The organism is Clostridium sp. DFI.5.61 (genome assembly GCF_024462915.1).
Lineage (GTDB): Bacteria > Bacillota > Clostridia > Oscillospirales > Oscillospiraceae > Lawsonibacter > Lawsonibacter asaccharolyticus.
On sequence record NZ_JANGBZ010000021.1, the window covers coordinates 1 to 18,747 of the forward strand.

General features: G+C 63.1%; 14 protein-coding genes. 11 read left to right on the forward strand and 3 right to left on the reverse strand.

Annotated elements, in window-relative coordinates; translation table 11 throughout:
- Positions 1-63: 63 nt before the first annotated feature.
- Together NE584_RS11070 and xerC are read right to left on the reverse strand one after the other, a co-directional pair.
- Positions 64-1,095: an inorganic phosphate transporter gene (locus tag NE584_RS11070; RefSeq protein ID WP_256182828.1), complete on the reverse strand. Its 1,032-nt coding sequence runs from the start codon at positions 1,093-1,095 to the stop codon at positions 64-66.
- Between the two features lie 59 nt (positions 1,096-1,154).
- The gene (gene xerC, locus NE584_RS11075) at positions 1,155-2,288 is read right to left on the reverse strand and encodes a tyrosine recombinase XerC (RefSeq protein WP_108979458.1); all 1,134 of its coding nucleotides are present in this window, start codon (positions 2,286-2,288) and stop codon (positions 1,155-1,157) included.
- Positions 2,289-2,605: 317 nt separating this feature from the next.
- Here xerC and NE584_RS11080 point away from each other — a divergent pair, with 317 nt between their 5' ends.
- A complete protein-coding gene (locus NE584_RS11080) occupies positions 2,606-4,189 on the forward strand; it encodes an NAD(P)/FAD-dependent oxidoreductase (protein WP_256182829.1) in 1,584 nt (527 codons plus the stop codon).
- 60 nt (positions 4,190-4,249) lie between these two features.
- Here NE584_RS11080 and NE584_RS11085 read toward each other — a convergent pair whose 3' ends face one another.
- On the reverse strand, positions 4,250-5,650 hold the full coding sequence (locus NE584_RS11085) for a hypothetical protein (protein ID WP_256182830.1): 1,401 nt from the start codon (positions 5,648-5,650) through the stop codon (positions 4,250-4,252).
- A gap of 370 nt (positions 5,651-6,020) precedes the next feature.
- On the opposite strand from NE584_RS11085, the gene pheS reads away from it, so the two are divergent.
- The 10 genes from pheS to nspC all read left to right on the forward strand — a co-directional run bounded on the left by pheS (position 6,021) and on the right by nspC (position 18,610).
- Positions 6,021-7,046: a phenylalanine--tRNA ligase subunit alpha gene (gene pheS, locus NE584_RS11090; RefSeq protein WP_256182831.1), complete on the forward strand. Its 1,026-nt coding sequence runs from the start codon at positions 6,021-6,023 to the stop codon at positions 7,044-7,046.
- A 155-nt stretch (positions 7,047-7,201) separates the two neighbouring features.
- A complete protein-coding gene (gene pheT, locus NE584_RS11095) occupies positions 7,202-9,901 on the forward strand; it encodes a phenylalanine--tRNA ligase subunit beta (protein WP_050625080.1) in 2,700 nt (899 codons plus the stop codon).
- Between the two features lie 490 nt (positions 9,902-10,391).
- Complete coding sequence (locus tag NE584_RS11100; RefSeq protein ID WP_256182832.1) at positions 10,392-11,546, forward strand: helix-turn-helix domain-containing protein; 1,155 nt, start codon at positions 10,392-10,394, stop codon at positions 11,544-11,546.
- A gap of 99 nt (positions 11,547-11,645) precedes the next feature.
- Entirely contained in the window at positions 11,646-11,897 is a 252-nt protein-coding gene (locus tag NE584_RS11105; protein ID WP_050625078.1) for an IreB family regulatory phosphoprotein, read from the forward strand.
- A gap of 68 nt (positions 11,898-11,965) precedes the next feature.
- Positions 11,966-12,475 carry a DUF523 domain-containing protein gene (locus NE584_RS11110; RefSeq protein WP_256182833.1) on the forward strand — a complete coding sequence of 170 codons (510 nt, stop codon included), beginning with the start codon at positions 11,966-11,968 and terminating at the stop codon, positions 12,473-12,475.
- Between the two features lie 419 nt (positions 12,476-12,894).
- Positions 12,895-14,364 carry an aminotransferase class I/II-fold pyridoxal phosphate-dependent enzyme gene (locus tag NE584_RS11115; RefSeq protein WP_050625077.1) on the forward strand — a complete coding sequence of 490 codons (1,470 nt, stop codon included), beginning with the start codon at positions 12,895-12,897 and terminating at the stop codon, positions 14,362-14,364.
- On the forward strand, positions 14,365-15,216 hold the full coding sequence (gene speE, locus NE584_RS11120) for a polyamine aminopropyltransferase (protein WP_050625076.1): 852 nt from the start codon (positions 14,365-14,367) through the stop codon (positions 15,214-15,216).
- Between the two features lie 2 nt (positions 15,217-15,218).
- Complete coding sequence (gene speB, locus NE584_RS11125) at positions 15,219-16,073, forward strand: agmatinase (RefSeq protein ID WP_256182834.1); 855 nt, start codon at positions 15,219-15,221, stop codon at positions 16,071-16,073.
- A gap of 69 nt (positions 16,074-16,142) precedes the next feature.
- Entirely contained in the window at positions 16,143-17,402 is a 1,260-nt protein-coding gene (locus NE584_RS11130; protein ID WP_256182835.1) for a saccharopine dehydrogenase family protein, read from the forward strand.
- Complete coding sequence (nspC, locus tag NE584_RS11135; protein ID WP_108979450.1) at positions 17,402-18,610, forward strand: carboxynorspermidine decarboxylase; 1,209 nt, start codon at positions 17,402-17,404, stop codon at positions 18,608-18,610. Before NE584_RS11130 ends, nspC begins: the two co-directional genes overlap by 1 nt.
- Positions 18,611-18,747 lie beyond the last annotated feature (137 nt).

Sequence of the window (18,747 nt, forward strand, 5' to 3'; positions counted from 1 at the left end):
CCCCCCCCCCCCCCCCCCCCCCCCCCCCCCCCCCCCCCCCCCCCCCCCCCCCCGGCGCTGTATTCAGACCCAGGCGAGGAACAGCCGGGCCATGCACCAGCCCAGGGTGAAGCAGCCAGGGAAGGTGAGCACCCAAGTGAGGGCGATGGAGCGGGCCACCGACCAGTCGATCCGGCGGCCTGAGGTGCTCCCCGCACCCAGCAGGGCAGCGGTGCGGGTGTGGGTGGTGCTCACCGGAAGGCCCAGCAGGGTGGCCAGCAGCAGACAGCCGCCGCCGCCCAGATCGGAGGCCAGCCCCTCCCGGGGACCCAGACGCACCATCTCGCGGCCCACGGTGTCGATGATGCGCCGCCCGCCCATCCCAGTGCCCAGGGCCATTGAACCGGCGCACAGGGCCATGAGCCAAAAGGGGATGAGGAAGGTCTGCTCGTCCTGACGGCCCTGGGACAGGGCAATGCCCAGCAGAAGGATGCCCAGAAATTTCTGCCCGTCCTGGGCACCGTGGAGGAAGGCGGTGAGGGCAGCCCCGGGGATCTGGGCCCTGCGGAACAGCCGGTCGCTCCAGGACAGTCGGCTGAGCGCCCTCAGGGCCCGGCGGCCCGCCCAGAAGCCCGCTCCCACTGAGACCAGCAGCCCCAGCACCACCCGGGCCCAGCAGTCCCACCGGATGCAGGACAAGCTGCCCTCCAGGGCGGCGGCCGCCCCGGAGATGCCGGCTACCAGTGCGTGGCTCTCGCTGGTGGGGATGCCGAACCACCAGGCCGCTGCCGCCCAGAGAACGATGGAAGCCATAGCGGCGCAAAGGGCGGCCAGGGCCGCCCGGGGACCGCCGCCGAAAGAGGCGATGGAGTAGATGGTCTCGGCCACTGATGTATTCACCGCCGTGACGCACAGCACGCCCAGAAGGTTGCACAGGGCGGCCAGCCCAACCGCCGGACGGAAAGGGAGGGCCCCGGTGACCACAGCGGCGGCGATGGCATTGGGGGCGTCGGTCCAGCCGTTGACCAGCAGGACAGCCAGAGTGAGCAGCACCGTGAGGGTCAGGGCCGGGCTGGCCGCCATCTGGCACAGGAACTCAGGCAGGGACAGGGGCATGGGATCACCTCCACCCCCACTATATGGGGGCGGAGGCGGGGGTATGTCCCGAGAAGCTGTCACTTCAGGGCGGCGGAGACCAGCAGCAGGGTCTCCTCATGGGTGCGGTCCACCAGGTGGGTGTAGATCCGGCCGGTGGTGGCGGGGGTGCTGTGTCCCATGGCTTTGCCGATGTCGAACAGAGGGACGCCCTGGGCAGAGGCGATGGTGGCGAAGGTGTGGCGCAGTCCATGGAGGGTGAGCCGGGGAAGGTGGTTCTTCCGCACGAACCGGGTGAAGGCCAGGGACAGGGCGTTGGGGGAGTAGGGCAGTCCCTCTCTGTCCAGCACCACATGTCCAGAGGCGGCGTAATCCCCGCCCCGGATGGCCCGCTCCTGCTCCTGCCGGGCCTTCTCCCGGCGGAGCAGCTCATAGAGCTCGTCAGGCATAAACAGGGTGCGCATGGAGGAGCGGTTTTTTGTCTCCTTCTGGACCACTGTGGCGCCATAGGCAGTGCGGGCCTCCTTGATATGGACGACGCGGCGCTGGAAGTCCACGCTCTCCCACTTCAGGCCGCAGATCTCCTCCCGCCGCAGACCCAGCCCAGCGGTGACCTTGACCACCATCTCCAGCCAGTGGCCCTCTACCAGCTGGTAGAGCACCTTCAGGTTCTCCTGGGTATAATAGGATGCCTCGTGGAGCTTGGGGCGGGGCGGCTCCACCCGCTCCATGGGATTGACCCGGAGCATATCCTGCCGCACTGCCATCCGCAGGGCGGCGGAGAGCAGGTCATGGTGCCGGCGGATGGTGTTGGAAGAGAGCCCCTCCGTCCGCGTCATGGTCTGGTAGTACTCCTGGATCTGCTTGGGGCTGAGCTTGGACAGGGGGACGGCGCCCAGCAGCGGGTCCAGGTGGTTGTCGATGATCTTCTGATACGCATACACCGTAGTCTCCGCCCGGTTGGGGCGGATGATGTTCTCCATCCAGTAATCCAGCCACTGGCGCAGGGTCTGCTCCTGCTTGGGCGGGTGGAGGAGCTTGTCCCGGTCGGCGTAAAACTCCCGCAGGCCCGTCCGGGCGGAGGTCAGGTTGGGGAAGGTGCGGTACTGCTTGACCCGCTTCCCCTCGCTGTTCTTGCCCAGATCCATGCTGACATAATATACCTTTCGCACGTCATCAAAGGAAATGTTGCGTTCCACTCGTTTCCTTGCCATAAGATGATCCTCTCCTTTTGTCGAAAAATGTCGTTTTTGCAGGAACGTGTTACAAGAATAGCATAGGTGGGCGGGGAGCAGGGGGGAAATCAGTGACAAAACAGGCCGAAGGCCTACATTCATTATTTGCAGGTATTGGGAAAGCATACCCTCTGTACACTGAGAGCATCGAAAGAGAAAAAAGAGGGCAGAAAGCCCTCCGGACAGACCGGGCAAAATGGCAAAAGCAGGCGGTGCCCTTGCACGGGAGGAGAAGCTGTGGTACAATCACACCGCGAAACGGGGCCCTGCCCCGGGAGAAGAAAGGGTGGGACCTTATGATCCGGATCAGTAACCTGTCCCTTCCGGTAGACGGAGATTTGGAGCAGCTGCGCAAGCGGGCGGCCCGGGCCCTGGGGCTCCGGCCGGGGCAGCTGGGAGAGCTGGAGATCGTCCGGCAGTCCATCGACGCCCGGAACAGGAGCGAGGTCCACTATGTCTATACGGTGGAGATGTCCATGCCCCAGGAGGAGCGGCTGGTGGAAAACGCGCCGGGGCGGAACGTGTCCCGGACGGAGCGGCAGGCATACGCCTTTCCGGCAGCGGGGCGGCGCTCCGCCCTGCCCCCGGTGGTGGTAGGCATGGGCCCGGCGGGCCTGTTTGCGGCTCTGTTCCTGGCCCGGAACGGCTTTCCCTGTGTCGTGCTGGAGCGGGGCCAGGACGTGGACCAGCGGACCCGGGACGTGGACCGCTTCTGGACCGCCGGGGCCCTGGACGAGGGCTCCAACGTCCAGTTCGGAGAGGGAGGGGCTGGCACTTTTTCCGACGGAAAGCTGACCACCGGCACCCATGACCCCCGCATCGCCGCTGTGCTGGATACGCTGGTGGAGGCGGGAGCCCCCGCCGACGTGAAGTATTCCCATAAGCCCCATGTGGGTACCGACGTGCTGCGGCAGGTGGTGAAGCACATCCGGCAGGAGCTCATTGCCCTGGGCTGCGATGTGCGCTTCGGCCACCGGCTGGAGGGACTGACCATACAGGGGGACGCCCTGACGGGGCTGCGGGTGGCGGGGCCCCAGGGGGGCTATCTTCTGAAAGCCGACACCCTGGTGCTGGCCCCGGGACACTCCGCCCGGGACACCTTTGCCATGCTCCATCAGGCGGGGGTGCCCATGGAGCAGAAGCCCTTTGCCGTGGGGGTGCGCATCGAGCACCTTCAGCGGGAGATCAGCGCCCGGCAGTACGGTCCGGCATGGAAACAGCTCCCGCCCTCCGATTATAAGCTGGCCTGCCACCTGCCCACGGGCCGGTCCGCCTTCACCTTCTGCGTGTGCCCCGGGGGGGAGGTGGTGGCCGCCTCCTCCGCCCAGGGACAGGTGGTGACCAACGGCATGAGCTTCCGGGCCCGGGATGGGAAGAACATCAACGGCGGCTTTCTCGTGGGGGTGGGGCCGGAGGACTTCCCCGCTGGTGCCGGACCGCTGGCCGGGGTGCGCTTCCAGGAGGAGTGGGAGCGGGCGGCATTCCAGGCGGGGGGTGGCGGCTTCCTGGCTCCTGCCCAGCGGGTGGAGGACTTTTTGAAGAAGCGGCCCTCCCAGGGACCGGGTGCCATCCGGCCCACCTACCGCCCAGGAGTGACCTGGACGGAGCTGGACCGGTGCCTGCCCGGGGCGGTGGCGGATACGCTGCGGGGAGCCCTGCCCCTGATGGACCGGAAGCTCCGGGGCTTCGCCGCGCCGGACGGGGTGCTCACTGGAGTGGAGACCCGGTCCTCCTCGCCGGTGCGCATCCTGCGGGACGAGACCTTCCAGTCCGCCCTGCGGGGCCTGTACCCCTGCGGCGAGGGGGCGGGCTACGCCGGCGGGATCGTCTCCGCCGCCGTGGACGGCATCCGGGTGGCCGAGGCCGTGGCCCGGGGATAAAAAACAAAACGCGCTGCCCAGCGGGCAGCGCGTTTTTGCTTGGTGGGGAGAAGAGGCCGGTCATTCCGGCAGACCCATATGAAAGGTAAGAATGTCTCCGTTCTCCAGAGTGACAGGCTGATCAAAGTCAAAGACCAGATCCCGGTGTCCATTGCCGCCGCTCCACCAGAGATTGCCTGGAATGGGCTCCCCATTCTTGGCGGCCTGGAGCCACTGAGCGGCCTGAGCCATCTGCTCCGGCGATGCCTCCAAATCAGAATCATCTTGAAAGACGGAGGGGAGTTCCAGGTCCAACAGCTTCTGATAGAGGAGCCCATAGGGGGTGCCGAAAAAGTCTTGACTGAACAACCCCTGCTCATGGACAACGGCGATGCCGTCCTGGCTGACGGTGATGGACATGAAGTAGGAAGGAAGGGAACCATCCAGACAGACCACTTCGGCTGTCCCCTCAGGTTGGCTCAGGGTCAGGGATACACTGCCGTCAGACAGGGGAGGCGTGGGCGGGAGAAATCCTTCCGGCCAGGTCTCTGCTTCATAATAGGCGGACCACTGGGTCAGCGTCTGGAACAGGGGATGCATGGACCGCATGGTGCCGCTGACCAGATCGACTGTACAGAGGGTATCTCCCCAGTCCTTGGTTTCGCCGGTAGCCCAGTTTATTGTCTCTTTCACCGGGGAAATAAAGGTCAATACAGTTCCGGCATCATCCAGTTCGATGTCCCGATAACGGGCGAAAGAGTGAGACCCACCCATATAGGCGGGAAGAAGACTGATGATATCGAGTTTTGTTCCGTTGTTTCTCACAAAATATAGTTGGAAACTGCTCCCGTGGGGAACGCCACCCATCGAGCCGGCAAATAGCGTCCCGGAAGCCGAGGGATACAGCTGATATTCCACATTGATAAACTCTTTTACATCCTCCATGCGCTGGATCAGATCATCCAACTGGATCTGCATGGGATCGCCGAGGGTCAGTTCGGCGGTGCGGCTGTCCTCGTCGAAGGCAACGGCACCGTAAGGAGCCAGGTCGGAGAACCAGATCAGGGTCTCGCCGCCGATGTTGCAGCTCCTGACATACTGCCCGGCCACATAGGTGTCAATGTCCGTGGACAGGATAGGCTGCGCCCGGGTCCCCACCGGCTGGGTGAGGGCGGGCGGCGTGTAGTCCGGCCAGGACGCCGGGAGGGCAGGGCAGCCTGTGCTGTCCGCGGCCCGCTCCACGGAAAGGGTGCGGTCCTCTGCATCCCAGAGGACCTGGAAGCCATATCCGCGCAGGTCCTCCGCCACCACGGCGGTGCTGCCATTCACATTGTAGGAGCGCAGAGGGTGGCCGTTGATCTGGGCGGTGATGTCGGTGTACAGGGCCCAGTCCACTGCCCGGCCGGTCCCGGCGGCGGAGGAGGGAAGGGCGAGGGACAGGAGCAGGGCCGCCGAGAGAGCGGCTGTGAAGAGCCGTTTCATGGAGAAGACCTCCTTTTTTGCTGGTCTCGCCTCTATTATAGTCTCCGGGGACTTGCAATACAAGAAGATTTGTGGTATATATACCTTTAGTACAAATGCGAAGAGCGGGAAAATAACGTGCTTTCGTTTCTCAGAGAGGGGTGGTCACCGGCTGAAAGCCGCCCTGAAGCGTGTCGTTTGGTTCGCCCGGGAGCGGCCCCTGAGAGGGGGACGGCTGTTCCGCCGTTATCGGGAAGTTCAAGTGCGTGTCTGACACGAATACGGGTGGTACCGCGGAAGGGTTGCCTTTCGTCCCAACAGGTTTGGGGCGGAAGGCTTTTTTGCTGTCCGCCCCCGTCCGATCAATTTACCTCTGAAAGGAAGAACACAGATGAAAGAACAGTTAGCAAAGATCCGTTCGGAGGCGCTGGCCGCCTTTGGGCAGGCCCAGTCCGCCGCCGAGTTGGACAGCCTGCGCGTCCAGTATCTGGGCAAGAAGGGTGAGCTCACCGCCGTTCTGAAAATGATGGGCAAGCTGTCCGCCGAGGAGCGCCCCGCCATGGGCCAGATGGCCAACGAGGTCCGCTCCGCTCTGGAGGCGGCCATTGAGGCCGCCTCCGGTAAGCTGGAGGCCCAGGCCCTGGAGCAACGCCTGAAGGACGAGGCGGTGGATGTGACCATCCCCGGCCGCGAGGTGAAGCTGGGACACAAGCACCCCATGTACCTGGCCCTGGATGAGATCAAGGACATCTTCATCGGCATGGGCTTCACCGTGCTGGACGGCCCGGAGGTGGAGCTGGCCGAGTACAACTTCGACAAGCTCAATGCGGAGGAGGGACACCCCTCCCGTGACTGGTCGGACACCTTCTACTTTGACGAGGACAGCCGGGTGATGCTCCGCTCCCAGACCAGCCCCATGCAGGTGCGGGCCATGGAGACTATGGAACTGCCTATCCGCATCATCGCCCCCGGCCGGGTGTACCGTAAGGATGAGGTGGATGCGACCCACTCCCCCATGTTCCACCAGGTGGAGGGCATGGTCATCGACAAGGGGGTCACCATGGCCGATCTGAAGGGCACCCTGAACACGGTGGTGGAGCAGCTTTACGGCAAGGGCACCAAGACCCGCTTCCGCCCTCACCACTTCCCCTTCACCGAGCCTTCCTGCGAGATGGACGTGCAGTGTCACAAGTGCGGCGGCGCGGGCTGTCCCACCTGCAAGGGGGAGGGCTGGATCGAGCTGCTGGGTGCCGGCATGGTCCACCCCAAGGTGCTGAAAATGGCGGGCATCGACCCGGAGGTCTATTCCGGCTGGGCCTTCGGCATGGGGCTGGAGCGCACCGCCATGCGCCGCTTCAAGATCGCTGACCTGCGTCTGATTTTCGAGAACGACGTTAGATTTTTAGAGCAATTCTGATTGCTCTAAAAATCAATTAGGAATTAGAAATTAGGAGTTAGAAATTGAAGCGGTTTCTTCCGCAGCTCAATTCCAAATATTCCGGCAAAACCGGACACCGCAATTCCTGATTTCTAACTCCTCATTCCTAATTCAAACAAAGGGAGTTTTATACTATGAATCTATCTCGCAAGTGGCTCAGCGAGTTTGTGAGCGTTGAGGCCGATGATAAAGAGTTTGCGGAGTCCATGACCCTGTCCGGCTCCAAGGTGGAGCTGACCCACGACCTGGGTGCCGAGATCCAGAACGTGGTGGTGGGCAAGGTGCTGTCCATGGAGCACCACCCGGACAGCGACCACATGTGGGTGTGCCAGATCGACGTGGGCCGGGAGGAGCCGGTGCAGATCGTCACCGGGGCCTGGAACGTCCACATAGACGACCTGGTGCCTGTGGCCATGCACAAGTCCACCCTGCCTGGGGGCAAGAAGATCGAAAAGGGCAAGCTGCGGGGCGTGGTGTCCAACGGCATGCTGTGCGGCCTGAGTGAGCTGGGCCTGGACACCCGGGACTTCCCCTACGCCGTCATCACTCCTGCCGCCATCCTGGGGGACTACAAGCCCCTGGATAAGGACAAGCCCTCTATCTCCGCGGACATCCAGCCGGGGGACAAGATTTATGGGCCGGTGATAGCTGCCCTGGTGGAGGGAGTAGAGCCCGCCGGAGAGGCCGGCTGGACCTGCCGCCTGTTCTGGGCCGGCCAGGAGGCCCTGTCCGTGACAGTCACCACCACCTGTGCCAATCTCCACAACGGCGACCTGGTGGCCTATGACACCAAGCGAGGGGCCGTCTGCACCCTGGATGACCTCCACGCCCAGCAGGCGGAGTTCCCCCACTGCATCCCCGACGGCATCTTCATCCTTCACGAGGACTGTAAACCCGGGGACGACCTGAAGCCGGTGGTGGGCCTGGACGACCACGTGGTGGAGTTCGAGATCACCCCCAACCGCCCCGACTGCCTCTCCATCATCGGCCTGGCCCGGGAGGCCTCCGCCACCTTTGACGCACCCCTGGCCCTCCACCAGCCGGTGGTGAAGGGCGGCGGCCCCGGCGTGCTGCCGGAGCTGCTGGATGTGGAGACCCCGGCGGCCGACCTGTGCCCCCGATACACCGCCCGAATGGTGCGCAACGTGAAGATCGCTCCCTCCCCAAAGTGGATGCGGGAGCGGCTGCGGGCCATGGGCGTGCGCCCCATCAACAACATCGTGGACATCACCAACTACGTCATGCTGGAGTACGGCCAGCCCATGCATGCCTTCGACTACCGCTATGTGAAGGGCGGCAAGATCGTGGTCCGCCGGGCGGAGGAGGGCGAGGAGCTCACCACCCTGGACGGAAGCGTGCGCAAGCTCAATCCCAATATGCTGGTCATTGCCGATGAGCACCGGGCCGTGGGCCTGGCGGGCATTATGGGCGGCCTGAACAGCGAGATCGTCTCCGACACCGCGGACGTGGTCTTTGAGTCCGCCAACTTCGACGGCACCACCATCCGCCGCACTGCCCTGGCCCTGGGCATGCGCACTGAGGCCAGCGCCAAGTATGAGAAGGGCCTGGACCCCCTGAACACCCTCCCCGCCGTGGAGCGGGCCTGTGAGCTGGTGGAGCTGCTGGGGGCCGGCGAGGTGGTGGACGGCGTCATCGACATCCTCAACTACGTCCCTCAGCCCCGGGTGCTCAAGCTGGAGCCGGAGAAGATCAACGCCCTGCTGGGCACCGACATCGCCGCCGAGGAGATGGTGTCCATCCTGAAGAAGCTGGACTTCCAGGTGGAGGGAGACCAGGTCACCGTGCCCTCCTGGCGTTCCGACGTGGAGGCCATGGCCGATCTGGCCGAGGAGGTGGCCCGGTTCCACGGCTACAACAACATCCCCACCACCCTCATGCGGGGCCAGACCACCCGGGGCGGCTACTCCCCTGAGCAGGAGCTGGAGCGCGCCTTGGGGGCGGTGTGCCGTGCATGCGGCTATGACGAGATCATCACCTACTCCTTCATTTCCCCCACCTACTACGACAAGATCCGCTGGGCTTCGGACGATCCCCGCCGCCAGTCCTTCAAGATCCTCAACCCTCTGGGGGAGGATACCTCCATCATGCGCACCACGGTGCTCCCCTCCATGCTGGAGATCCTGACCCGGAACTACAACTTCCGCAACAAGTGCGCCAAGCTGTATGAGGTGGGCCGCATCTATCTCCCTGGCGGGGCCGACGGCCTGGCGGTGGAGAAGAAGGTGCTCTCTCTGGGCGCTTATGGCGAAGGAATGGACTTCTTTGCCCTGAAGGGGGCGGTGGAGGCCATCCTGGGAGAGATCCGGGCGGCGGACGTCACCTTTGAGGCCCCTCAGATCCCCAATCCCTCCTACCACCCAGGCCGCTGTGCCCAGGTGCTGGTCAACGGCCAGGAGGTGGGCGTGTTTGGTCAGATCCACCCCCTGGTGGCCCAGAACTACGGCGTGGACGCAGAGTTCTACTGCGCCGAGCTGGACTTTGACCAGCTGATGTGCGGGAAGGGCCCCGATCCCCAGTACGTGCCCCTGCCCAAGTTCCCTGCCGTCACCCGGGATATTGCTGTGGTGTGCGGCGAAGCGGTCACCGTGGGAGCCTTGGAGGACTGCATCCGTCGGGGGGCGAAGGGACTGCTGAAGGAGGTCACCCTGTTCGACATCTATCGGGGCAAGGGCGTGGCCGAGGGCAAGAAGTCTGTGGCCTTCAACCTGGTCCTCCGGGCCGACGACCGCAGCCTGACCGCCGAAGAGGCGGACGCCGATGTGAAAGCGATTTTGGAAACTCTGGAAAAGGAGCTGGGTGCGGTACTGCGCTGAGGCCGCCCCGTGGCAGACGGGGCGCGCAGCGAGTACAAGCGTTTTCCCGCAGAAAAGTTTTGGCGGGGGCGAAACTTAGTTTCGCCCCCGCTTTTTATGCCCGATGTAACCATAAAACAGTACGAAGCCAGAGACGGCACTAGGGCGGGCGATCCTGTACCTGATGTATGGGATATGTTGTCTGTTTTTATATTATTCCTATTGGCATTTGATCCTTTTATTTGTGATCCCGGAAAGAAAGAGTGATGGACGAGATCGCGAGACCTGTACAGACAGCTGAGCCGGTCGGCAATGCACAGTGCTGTGAGCCGGAGGTTTACAACATCTTGCAGGGGACGCATCCTATGTGCCCCCTGCGGCCTGAGACCTGATTTTCCACTTCCGGAAACAAATTCCTGTCCCGCGAGAACAGATTCTCACCCTCCGGGGTGGCGGCGGGAACGTTTTTCCGGTATGATAGAGGCAAGAAAGGATCACAGGAGGAGACACCATGGATGAACTGGAATTTGCCCAGCGGCTGAAACGGTACCGCCGGGAGCGGGGGCTCACCCAGCAGGAGCTGGCCGATCGCATCGGCGTGTCCAACAAATCAGTCTCCCGGTGGGAGAGCGGGAGCTACCCGGATGTCCCTACCCTGCTCTCTCTGGCCCGGGCACTGGATGTGACGGTGGATGCCCTGCTGGACCCAGGTGCCCCTGTCCCCACATTGCAGAAAAGCGACTGGCAGAATCTGCTCTCCTTTGCCTTCGCCATCGGCGGAGGACTGGCCTTTTATTTACTGCGGAGGTTCGTCCCCGTGCCGGTGTGCTGGGCCCTCTATCTGGGCTGTCTGGCCTACGGCATCTATCTCCAGACTCACTACACCTATCACGCCCGCTGGTTCCGCCTGGGCAGCTGGGCCATGTGCTTTTGCGTCAGTTGGACCCTGGCGGAAGAACTGGGGGGCGTGGTGTTTCAGGTGCTTTTTCCCACAGTTCTGAGCCAGTGGAAGAACATGATTTTCCAACTGCTGAGAGGGGATGCCGGCGCGCTGCTTCAGCTGGTCCTTGTTCTGGGGCCCCTATGGCTGGCGGGCGCCTGCGGCCTCACCGTTCTGACTCAGCTGGCTGCCCGGCGGCTGGCGGGGGAGAGAGGGGATCTCCCGGTGCGGCTGCCCGACCTGCGGGGGCATCCCCGGCTGGCCCGGGCCCCCTTCGCCTGGAGCAAGGCCATGCCCGCTCTGTGCCCCATCGTCCTGGCCGGGTTCTGGTATCTCTACCGGCAGACTCTCCTGCCGAGATTCTGGTACCAGCACCAGCAGGAACTCTATCTGGCGGTCTGGACGATGGCAGGGGTGCTGGCTCTGCTCCCCTGCCTGAAGCGGAGGCATTGGGGGATGCTGCTCCCGGTCCTGGCCATGATGCTGGCTTGCCTGGGGTTCCGGGGGATGCTGGCCTATCCCCAGGTCTATTCCCTGTTTTCCGGCAGGCTGATGGAGGAAAAGGCAGAGATGTCCACCCAGTATTATCTGCGCTTCGGCCAGCCCAGCGAGGAGCTGGCGGTGGCCGCCCTTCTGGTGGCCGCTGTGTACCTGCTGTGCTGCTTCCTGCGGGTGGAGTGGGTGCCGGCGGAGCAGAAGGGCCGGCAGGAGCCGGAGGAGTCCTAAATTTTTCTTAAAATTTTGCCCCATACCCTTTACACCGCCTCCTTTTTGGAGTAAACTAAGCACAAGTGTTCCACTTCAACGCTGCAGGAGGTGTGTTCGATGGATGAGATGGATTTCACTCGGAAGTTCCGGCTGGGCGATCAGCGGGATCTGGAGATCAAGGCGATCTTGACTACGGTGTATCAGGCGCTTCAGGAGAAGGGCTATAACCCAGTCAATCAGATCGTGGGCTATATCCTCTCAGAAGATCCCACCTATATCACCAACCACAATAACGCCAGGGCGCTGATCCGAAAAGTGGACCGGGATGAGCTGCTCCAGACTTTGGTGAAATATTATTTGACCCATTGACAGCAGATTGAGGGCCCGCTGCAAGGCGCAGCGGGCCCTTTTCTGATGTTGGGGAAGGGGAGAGACAGATGGATATTTTGGTCAGTGCCTGCCTGCTGGGGACTCCCTGCCGGTACGACGGGGCCTCCAGGCCCTGCGGGGAGCTGGCGCGGCTGGAGGTGCTGGGGCACCGGCTGATCCCCGTGTGCCCGGAGGTGATGGGCGGCCTGCCCACGCCCCGCCCGCCGGCGGAGCTCCAGAGAGACGGCCGGGTGGTGGACCGGGCGGGAAAGGACGTGACGGAGGCGTACCGCCTCGGAGCCGAAGAGGTGCTGGAGCTGGCCCGGGCCCATAGGTGCACCCTGGCGGTGCTGAAGGAGAGGAGCCCCTCCTGCGGCAGGGGGCAGATCTATGACGGCAGCTTCACCGGCAGGCTGACTGAGGGCTCCGGTGTGACCGCCCGCCTGCTGGAGGAACACGGGGTCCAAGTGTACGGAGAGTCAGAGGCCGGCACATTGGCGGAGCGCGGGGAGGCGCGGGAGGAGGGGCAAAGTGCGTCCCGCCCTTTGCCCTCCAAATATCCCGGGAAAAACGATTGACATATCGGAAGTTCTATGCTATATTTTGTAGCAATCTGACTGGAGTTTATCTGGCCAAGAATACTGGGACCACTCCTCCGGGAGTCAAGGCCATACGGACAGCCGGGTCCATTGCCGATCGGCGGGTTACCGCCCTTATTGATTGAGTTAAAAGCTCAAATTTTATAAGTTGGTTACTTCATAACCAGATGCGTGTTTGCGCAGACTTGTGAAACGGTCAATAACAGAGTGGTAAAAGTATCTTGTTGCTATATAGACTCTCAGTACCAGACATATCTCCCGCCCCCAGCTGTTATTTGCAGGCGTTTGTCCGCCATCGCGGCCGGACAGGGGACTTGGAGCTTATCGTGTACAAATTGATCCAAACACAAGCTGTTCAAATGCAGCTTGTGTTTTTTTGTGCTTCGAGGTGTTGGCAGATGAAAGAAGAACATACCCTGGACCAGAACAAGGCCCCGATCTACGAGGCGCTCCAGACCTTCCGGCAGATGCGGGTCGTTCCCTTCGATGTGCCCGGGCACAAGCGGGGCCGGGGCAACCCGGAGCTGACCCGCTTCCTGGGGGAGCAGTGTGTCAGCATCGACGTGAACAGCATGAAACCCCTGGACAACCTGTGCCACCCCATCTCTGTCATCCGGGAGGCGGAGGAGCTGGCCGCCGACGCCTTCGGCGCGGCCCACGCCTTTCTGATGGTGGGGGGCACCACCAGCTCGGTGCAGAGCATGGTGCTGTCCACCTGCAAGCGGGGGGACAAGATCATCATGCCCCGGAATGTCCACCGCAGCGTCATCAACGCCCTGGTGCTTTGCGGTGCCATCCCTGTCTATGTCAACCCGGAGGTGGACCCGCGCCTGGGCATCTCCCTGGGCATGAAGCGGGAGCAGGTGGCCCGTGCTATCCGGGAGAACCCAGACGCTGTGGCGGTGCTGGTGAACAACCCCACCTACTACGGCATTTGCAGCGACCTGCGGGCCATCGTGGAAATGGCCCACGAGGCGGGCATGTACTGCCTGGCGGACGAGGCCCACGGCACCCACTTCTACTTCGGGGATCACATGCCGGTGTCAGCGATGGAAGCCGGGGCGGACATGGCCTCCGTGTCCATGCACAAGAGCGGCGGGAGCCTGACCCAGTCCAGCCTCCTGCTCATCGGCCCCGGCATCCACGAGGGGCATGTGCGGAAGATCATCAACCTGACTCAGACCACCTCGGGCAGCTATCTGCTGATGTCCAGCCTGGATATCAGCCGCCGCAACCTGGCCCTCCGCGGCCGGGAGGTCTTTCGCCAGGTGTGCGCCATGGCGGAGTACGCCCGGGAGGAGATCAACGCCGTGGGCGGGTACTACGCCTTCGGCCGGGAGCTCATCAACGGCGACTCCATCTTCGACTTCGACCCCACCAAGCTCAGCGTCCACACCCGGGACGTGGGCCTGGCCGGCATCGAGGTCTACGACCTGCTCCGGGACGAGTACGACATCCAGATCGAGTTCGGGGATATCGGCAACATCCTGGCCTATCTGTCCATCGGGGACCGGCCCCAGGAGCTGGAGCGGCTGGTCAGCGCCCTGGCGGAGATCCGCCGCCGCTATCAAACCGACGGCAGCGGCCTGATGAACCAGGAATACATCGCCCCCGAGGTGGTCACCAGCCCCCAGGAGGCCTTCTACGCGGACAAGCGCAGCGTCCGCCTGGAGGACAGTGTGGGACAGGTGTGCAGCGAATTCGTTATGTGCTATCCCCCCGGCATCCCCATCCTGGCCCCTGGGGAGCGGATCACGGCGGAGATCCTGGACTACATCCGCTACGCCAAGGAGAAGGGCTGCTCCATGACCGGACCCGAGGACCCGGAGATCGAGGAGATCAACATACTCACACAGGAGGCGCGGTAAATGGAGCTCTGGTTCAGCGAATTTCATACCCCCGACGTGAAGCACAGCATGCGGGTGGACCGGCACCTCTACTCCCACCGGAGCGAGTACCAGCAGATCGACATCTACGACACCCCAGAGTTCGGCAAGGTCCTGGCCCTGGACGGCAATGTGATGCTCACTGAGCGGGACGAGTTCATCTATGACGAGATGATCACCCACGTGCCTATGGCCGTCCACCCCCATGTGCAGGACGTGCTGGTCATCGGTGCGGGGGACGGCGGCGTGGTGAAGGAGCTGGCCCGGTACGAGTGCATCCGGTCCATCGACCTGGTGGAGATGGACGAGCAGGTGGTGGAGGCCTGCCGGCGCTATCTGCCGGAGAACGCCTGCCGCCTGGATGACTCCCGGGTGCACATCTACTTCGACAACGCCCTGCGGTTCATCCGCCGCCGCCACGCCCAGTATGACCTGATCATCGTGGACTCCACTGACCCCTTCGGCCCCTCGGAGGGCTACTTTACCCGGGAGTTCTACGGCATCTGCTACAACGCCCTCCGGGATGACGGCATTATGGTCAATCAGCAGGGCAGCCCCTTCTACCGCCACGACGCGGAGGCCATGCAGCGCAGCCACAAGCGCATCGTCAGCACTTTCCCCATCAGCCGGGTGTATCAGGCCCATATCCCCACCTATGCCGCCGGCTACTGGCTGTTCGGCTTTGCCAGCAAGAAGTATCACCCGGTGGATGACTTCGACCGGGACAAGTGGCTGGGGCTCCATTTGAAGACGCAGTATTACACCGTCCGCCTGCATGTGGGGGCCTTCTGCCTGCCGGCGTTTTTGGAAGAGATGCTGAAGGAGGTAGAGTGAAGATGGATCCCAATATCGAGACCTTTATCGGCTGCGACAGCAGCTTTGAGAAAGCGCGCATCGTTCTGTTCGGCGCCCCTTTCGACTCCACTACCAGCTTCCGTCCCGGCGCCCGGTTCGGCCCCTCCGCCATGCGCCATGAGAGCTTCGGCCTGGAGACGTACAGCCCTTACCAGGACAAGGACCTGACCGACTATCGCATCTTCGACAGCGGTGATCTGGAGCTGTGCTTTGGCAGCACGGAGCTGGCGCTGCTGGACATTGAGAGCCGGGCGGAGGAGATTCTGGCCGCAGGCAAGCTGCCTGTGCTGCTTGGGGGCGAGCATCTGGTGACCCTGGGCAGCTTCCGGGCCATCCAGCGGCGCTGGCCCGACGTACATATCATCCACTTTGACGCCCATGCCGACCTGCGGGACGACTACCTGGGCGCGAAACTCAGCCATGCCTGCGTCATCCGCCGCTGCCACGACCTGCTGGGAGACGGACGCATCCACCAGTTCGGTATCCGCAGCGGGGAACGGGAGGAGTTCCGCTTCGCCAGGGAGCACACGGACCTGCACCCCTTCACCTTTGACGGCCTGGAGGAGCTGGTCCAGACCCTGGAGGCCAGCCGGGCCCCGGTCTATCTCACCATCGACCTGGACTGCCTGGACCCCTCCGCCTTCCCCGGAACCGGCACCCCCGAGGCGGGCGGCGTCACCTTCCCCCAGCTGCTGGAGGCCATTCAGATGGTGGCCAAAACCAACGTGGTGGGGGCGGATGTGAACGAGCTGGCCCCCATGCTGGATCAGAGCGGCGTGTCCACCGCCGCCGCCTGCAAGGTGCTGAGGGAGCTGCTGCTGGCCCTGTCCCAATAGAAAACACAATATCTGGCCCCCGGAGGGGACCGGGGCGTATAAAATGAGAAGAACAAAGGAGAAGTGATTATGAGCAGAGTATTAGTGATCGGCTGCGGCGGCGTGGCCAACGTGGCCATCCGCAAGTGCTGCCAGGTCAGCGATGTGTTTACCGAACTGTGCATCGCCAGCCGCACCAAGTCCAAGTGTGACAAGCTGGCCGCCGAGCTGGCGGGCAAGACTGCCACCAAGATCACCACTGCCCAGGTGGACGCCGACAAGGTGGAAGAAGTGGTCGCCCTCATTAAGAGCTGCCAGCCCGACCTGGTGATGAACATCGCCCTGCCCTACCAGGATCTGACCATCATGGACGCCTGCCTGGAGTGCGGCGTCAATTACATGGACACCGCCAACTACGAGCCCGAGGACATTGAGGAGCCGGAGTGGAAGGCCGCCTATGAGAAGCGCTGCAAGGAGAAGGGATTCTCTGCCTACTTCGACTACACCTGGCAGTGGGCCTACCGGGAGAAGTTCGAGAAGGCCGGACTCACCGCCTTGCTGGGCTGCGGCTTTGATCCCGGCGTGACTCAGGCCTACTGCGCCTACGCCAAGAAGCACGAGTTCGACACCATCGACACCATCGACATCCTGGACTGTAACGGCGGCGACCACGGCTACCCCTTCGCCACTAACTTCAACCCCGAGGTGAACCTGCGGGAGGTCTCGGCCCCCGGCAGCTATTGGGAGGACGGCCGCTGGGTGGAGATCCCCGCCATGAGCATCAAGCGGGAGTACAACTTCGACCAGGTGGGCGAGAAGGACATGTACCTGCTCCACCACGAGGAGATCGAGTCTCTGGCCGAGAACATCCCCGAGGTACGCCGTATCCGCTTCTTCATGACCTTCAGCCAGAGCTACCTCACCCACATGAAGTGTCTGGAGAACGTGGGCATGCTGTCCACCACCCCAGTGGAGTTCGAGGGACAGCAGATCGTGCCCATCAAGTTCCTGAAGGCCCTGCTTCCAGACCCCGCCAGCCTGGGGCCCCGCACTCACGGCAAGACCAACATCGGCTGCATCTTCACCGGCAAGAAGGACGGCCGGGAAAAGACCTACTACATCTACAACGTGTGCGACCACCAGGAGTGCTATCGGGAGGTGGCCAGCCAGGCCATCAGCTACACCACCGGCGTGCCCGCCATGTGCGGCGCCCTCATGCTGCTCACTGGTAAGTGGACCCAGAAGGGCGTGCACACCGTGGAGGAGTTTGATCCCGATCCCTTCCTGGACGCCCTGGACAAGTACGGCCTGCCCCGCAGCGAAGACCACGACCCCGTGCTGGTGGACTGATGGGATATAAGACCTTACAAGATCCCCAGTTTGCGGGCCTGGCAAACTACGACCCCCGGGCCCTGTTTGCCCAGCTGCCCACCCCGGCCTACGTCATCGACGAGGAGCGGCTGCGGAAAAACGGAGAAGTGCTCGCCGCTCTGGCGGAGCGTACTGGCTGCCGGGTGCTGCTGGCCCAGAAGGCTTTCTCCAACTACGATTTCTACCCCCTCCTGTCCCGGTACCTGGCGGGCACCGAGGCCAGCGGCCTCTATGAGGCCCGGCTGGGCAAGGAGGAGATGCCCCAGGGGGAGGTCCACGTGTTCTGCGGGGCCTACCGGGAGGACGAGTTTCAGGAGCTCCTGCAATACGCCGACCACATCGTCTTTAACTCCATCCACCAGCTGAAGGCCTTCGGGCCCCGGGGCAAGCAGGCGGGCAAAAGCCTGGGACTGCGGGTGAATCCGGAGTGCTCCACCCAGGAGGGCCACGCCATCTACGACCCCTGCGCCCCTGGCAGCCGCATGGGGGTGACCCGGAACGTGTGGGACCAGGAGATGGACGAGGCCACCCTGTCCCTGCTGGACGGCATTCACTTCCATACCCTGTGCGAGCAGAACTCCGACGATTTGAAAACCACCTTAGCGGCGGTGGAGGAGAAGTTCGGGGACATTCTGCCCGAAATGAAATGGATCAATATGGGGGGCGGGCATCACATCACCCGCCCGGACTATGATTTGGGCACCCTGGAGGACTGTATCCGTCACGCCCAGCAGTCCTGGGGGGTAAATGTCTACCTGGAACCTGGGGAGGCAGTGGCCCTGAATGCCGGATATTTGGCCAGCCGGGTGCTGGACGTGGTGGAAAACGGCGGTGTCAGGATCGCCATCTTGGACGTCAGCGCCGCCTGCCACATGCCCGACGTGCTGGAAATGCCCTACCAGCCCCCCATCCTGGGGGCCAGTACCGAGCCAGGGGAGGGCCATATGTTCCGCCTGGCCGGCCCCACCTGTCTGGCCGGGGACGTGATCGGGGACTACGACTTTGACCGGCCCCTTCAGGAGGGCGACCTGGTCCTGCTCGGCGACATGGCCATCTATACCACCTGTAAAAACAATACCTTCAACGGCATGCCTCTCCCCAATCTCTGGAAGCTGGACAGCGCCGGGGGTTTGGAGCAGCTGACCGCCCACGGCTACAACGCCTTCAAAAGCCGGCTGGGCCGCTGACGGGATATCTGCGTCCGCCCCGACGGTCCTGCGCCGCAGGACCGTCGGGGCTTTTCTGGTCCTCCGGTCCGGCACCCCGGCTGATTTTGCCTTGAAAAAGAGGGAAAATTAGAGTATAATGCCTTTGACTTTTGTGT

What these genes read in the sequence shown, in the direction of transcription:
- NE584_RS11070 (WP_256182828.1), bottom strand. Translation starts at nt 1,095, where the DNA reads ATGCCCCTGTCCCTGCCTGAGTTCCTGTGCCAGATGGCGGCCAGCCCG.
- xerC (WP_108979458.1), bottom strand. Translation starts at nt 2,288, where the DNA reads ATGGCAAGGAAACGAGTGGAACGCAACATTTCCTTTGATGACGTGCGA.
- NE584_RS11080 (WP_256182829.1), top strand. Translation starts at nt 2,606, where the DNA reads ATGATCCGGATCAGTAACCTGTCCCTTCCGGTAGACGGAGATTTGGAG.
- NE584_RS11085 (WP_256182830.1), bottom strand. Translation starts at nt 5,650, where the DNA reads ATGAAACGGCTCTTCACAGCCGCTCTCTCGGCGGCCCTGCTCCTGTCC.
- pheS (WP_256182831.1), top strand. Translation starts at nt 6,021, where the DNA reads ATGAAAGAACAGTTAGCAAAGATCCGTTCGGAGGCGCTGGCCGCCTTT.
- pheT (WP_050625080.1), top strand. Translation starts at nt 7,202, where the DNA reads ATGAATCTATCTCGCAAGTGGCTCAGCGAGTTTGTGAGCGTTGAGGCC.
- NE584_RS11100 (WP_256182832.1), top strand. Translation starts at nt 10,392, where the DNA reads ATGGATGAACTGGAATTTGCCCAGCGGCTGAAACGGTACCGCCGGGAG.
- NE584_RS11105 (WP_050625078.1), top strand. Translation starts at nt 11,646, where the DNA reads ATGGATGAGATGGATTTCACTCGGAAGTTCCGGCTGGGCGATCAGCGG.
- NE584_RS11110 (WP_256182833.1), top strand. Translation starts at nt 11,966, where the DNA reads ATGGATATTTTGGTCAGTGCCTGCCTGCTGGGGACTCCCTGCCGGTAC.
- NE584_RS11115 (WP_050625077.1), top strand. Translation starts at nt 12,895, where the DNA reads ATGAAAGAAGAACATACCCTGGACCAGAACAAGGCCCCGATCTACGAG.
- speE (WP_050625076.1), top strand. Translation starts at nt 14,365, where the DNA reads ATGGAGCTCTGGTTCAGCGAATTTCATACCCCCGACGTGAAGCACAGC.
- speB (WP_256182834.1), top strand. Translation starts at nt 15,219, where the DNA reads ATGGATCCCAATATCGAGACCTTTATCGGCTGCGACAGCAGCTTTGAG.
- NE584_RS11130 (WP_256182835.1), top strand. Translation starts at nt 16,143, where the DNA reads ATGAGCAGAGTATTAGTGATCGGCTGCGGCGGCGTGGCCAACGTGGCC.
- nspC (WP_108979450.1), top strand. Translation starts at nt 17,402, where the DNA reads ATGGGATATAAGACCTTACAAGATCCCCAGTTTGCGGGCCTGGCAAAC.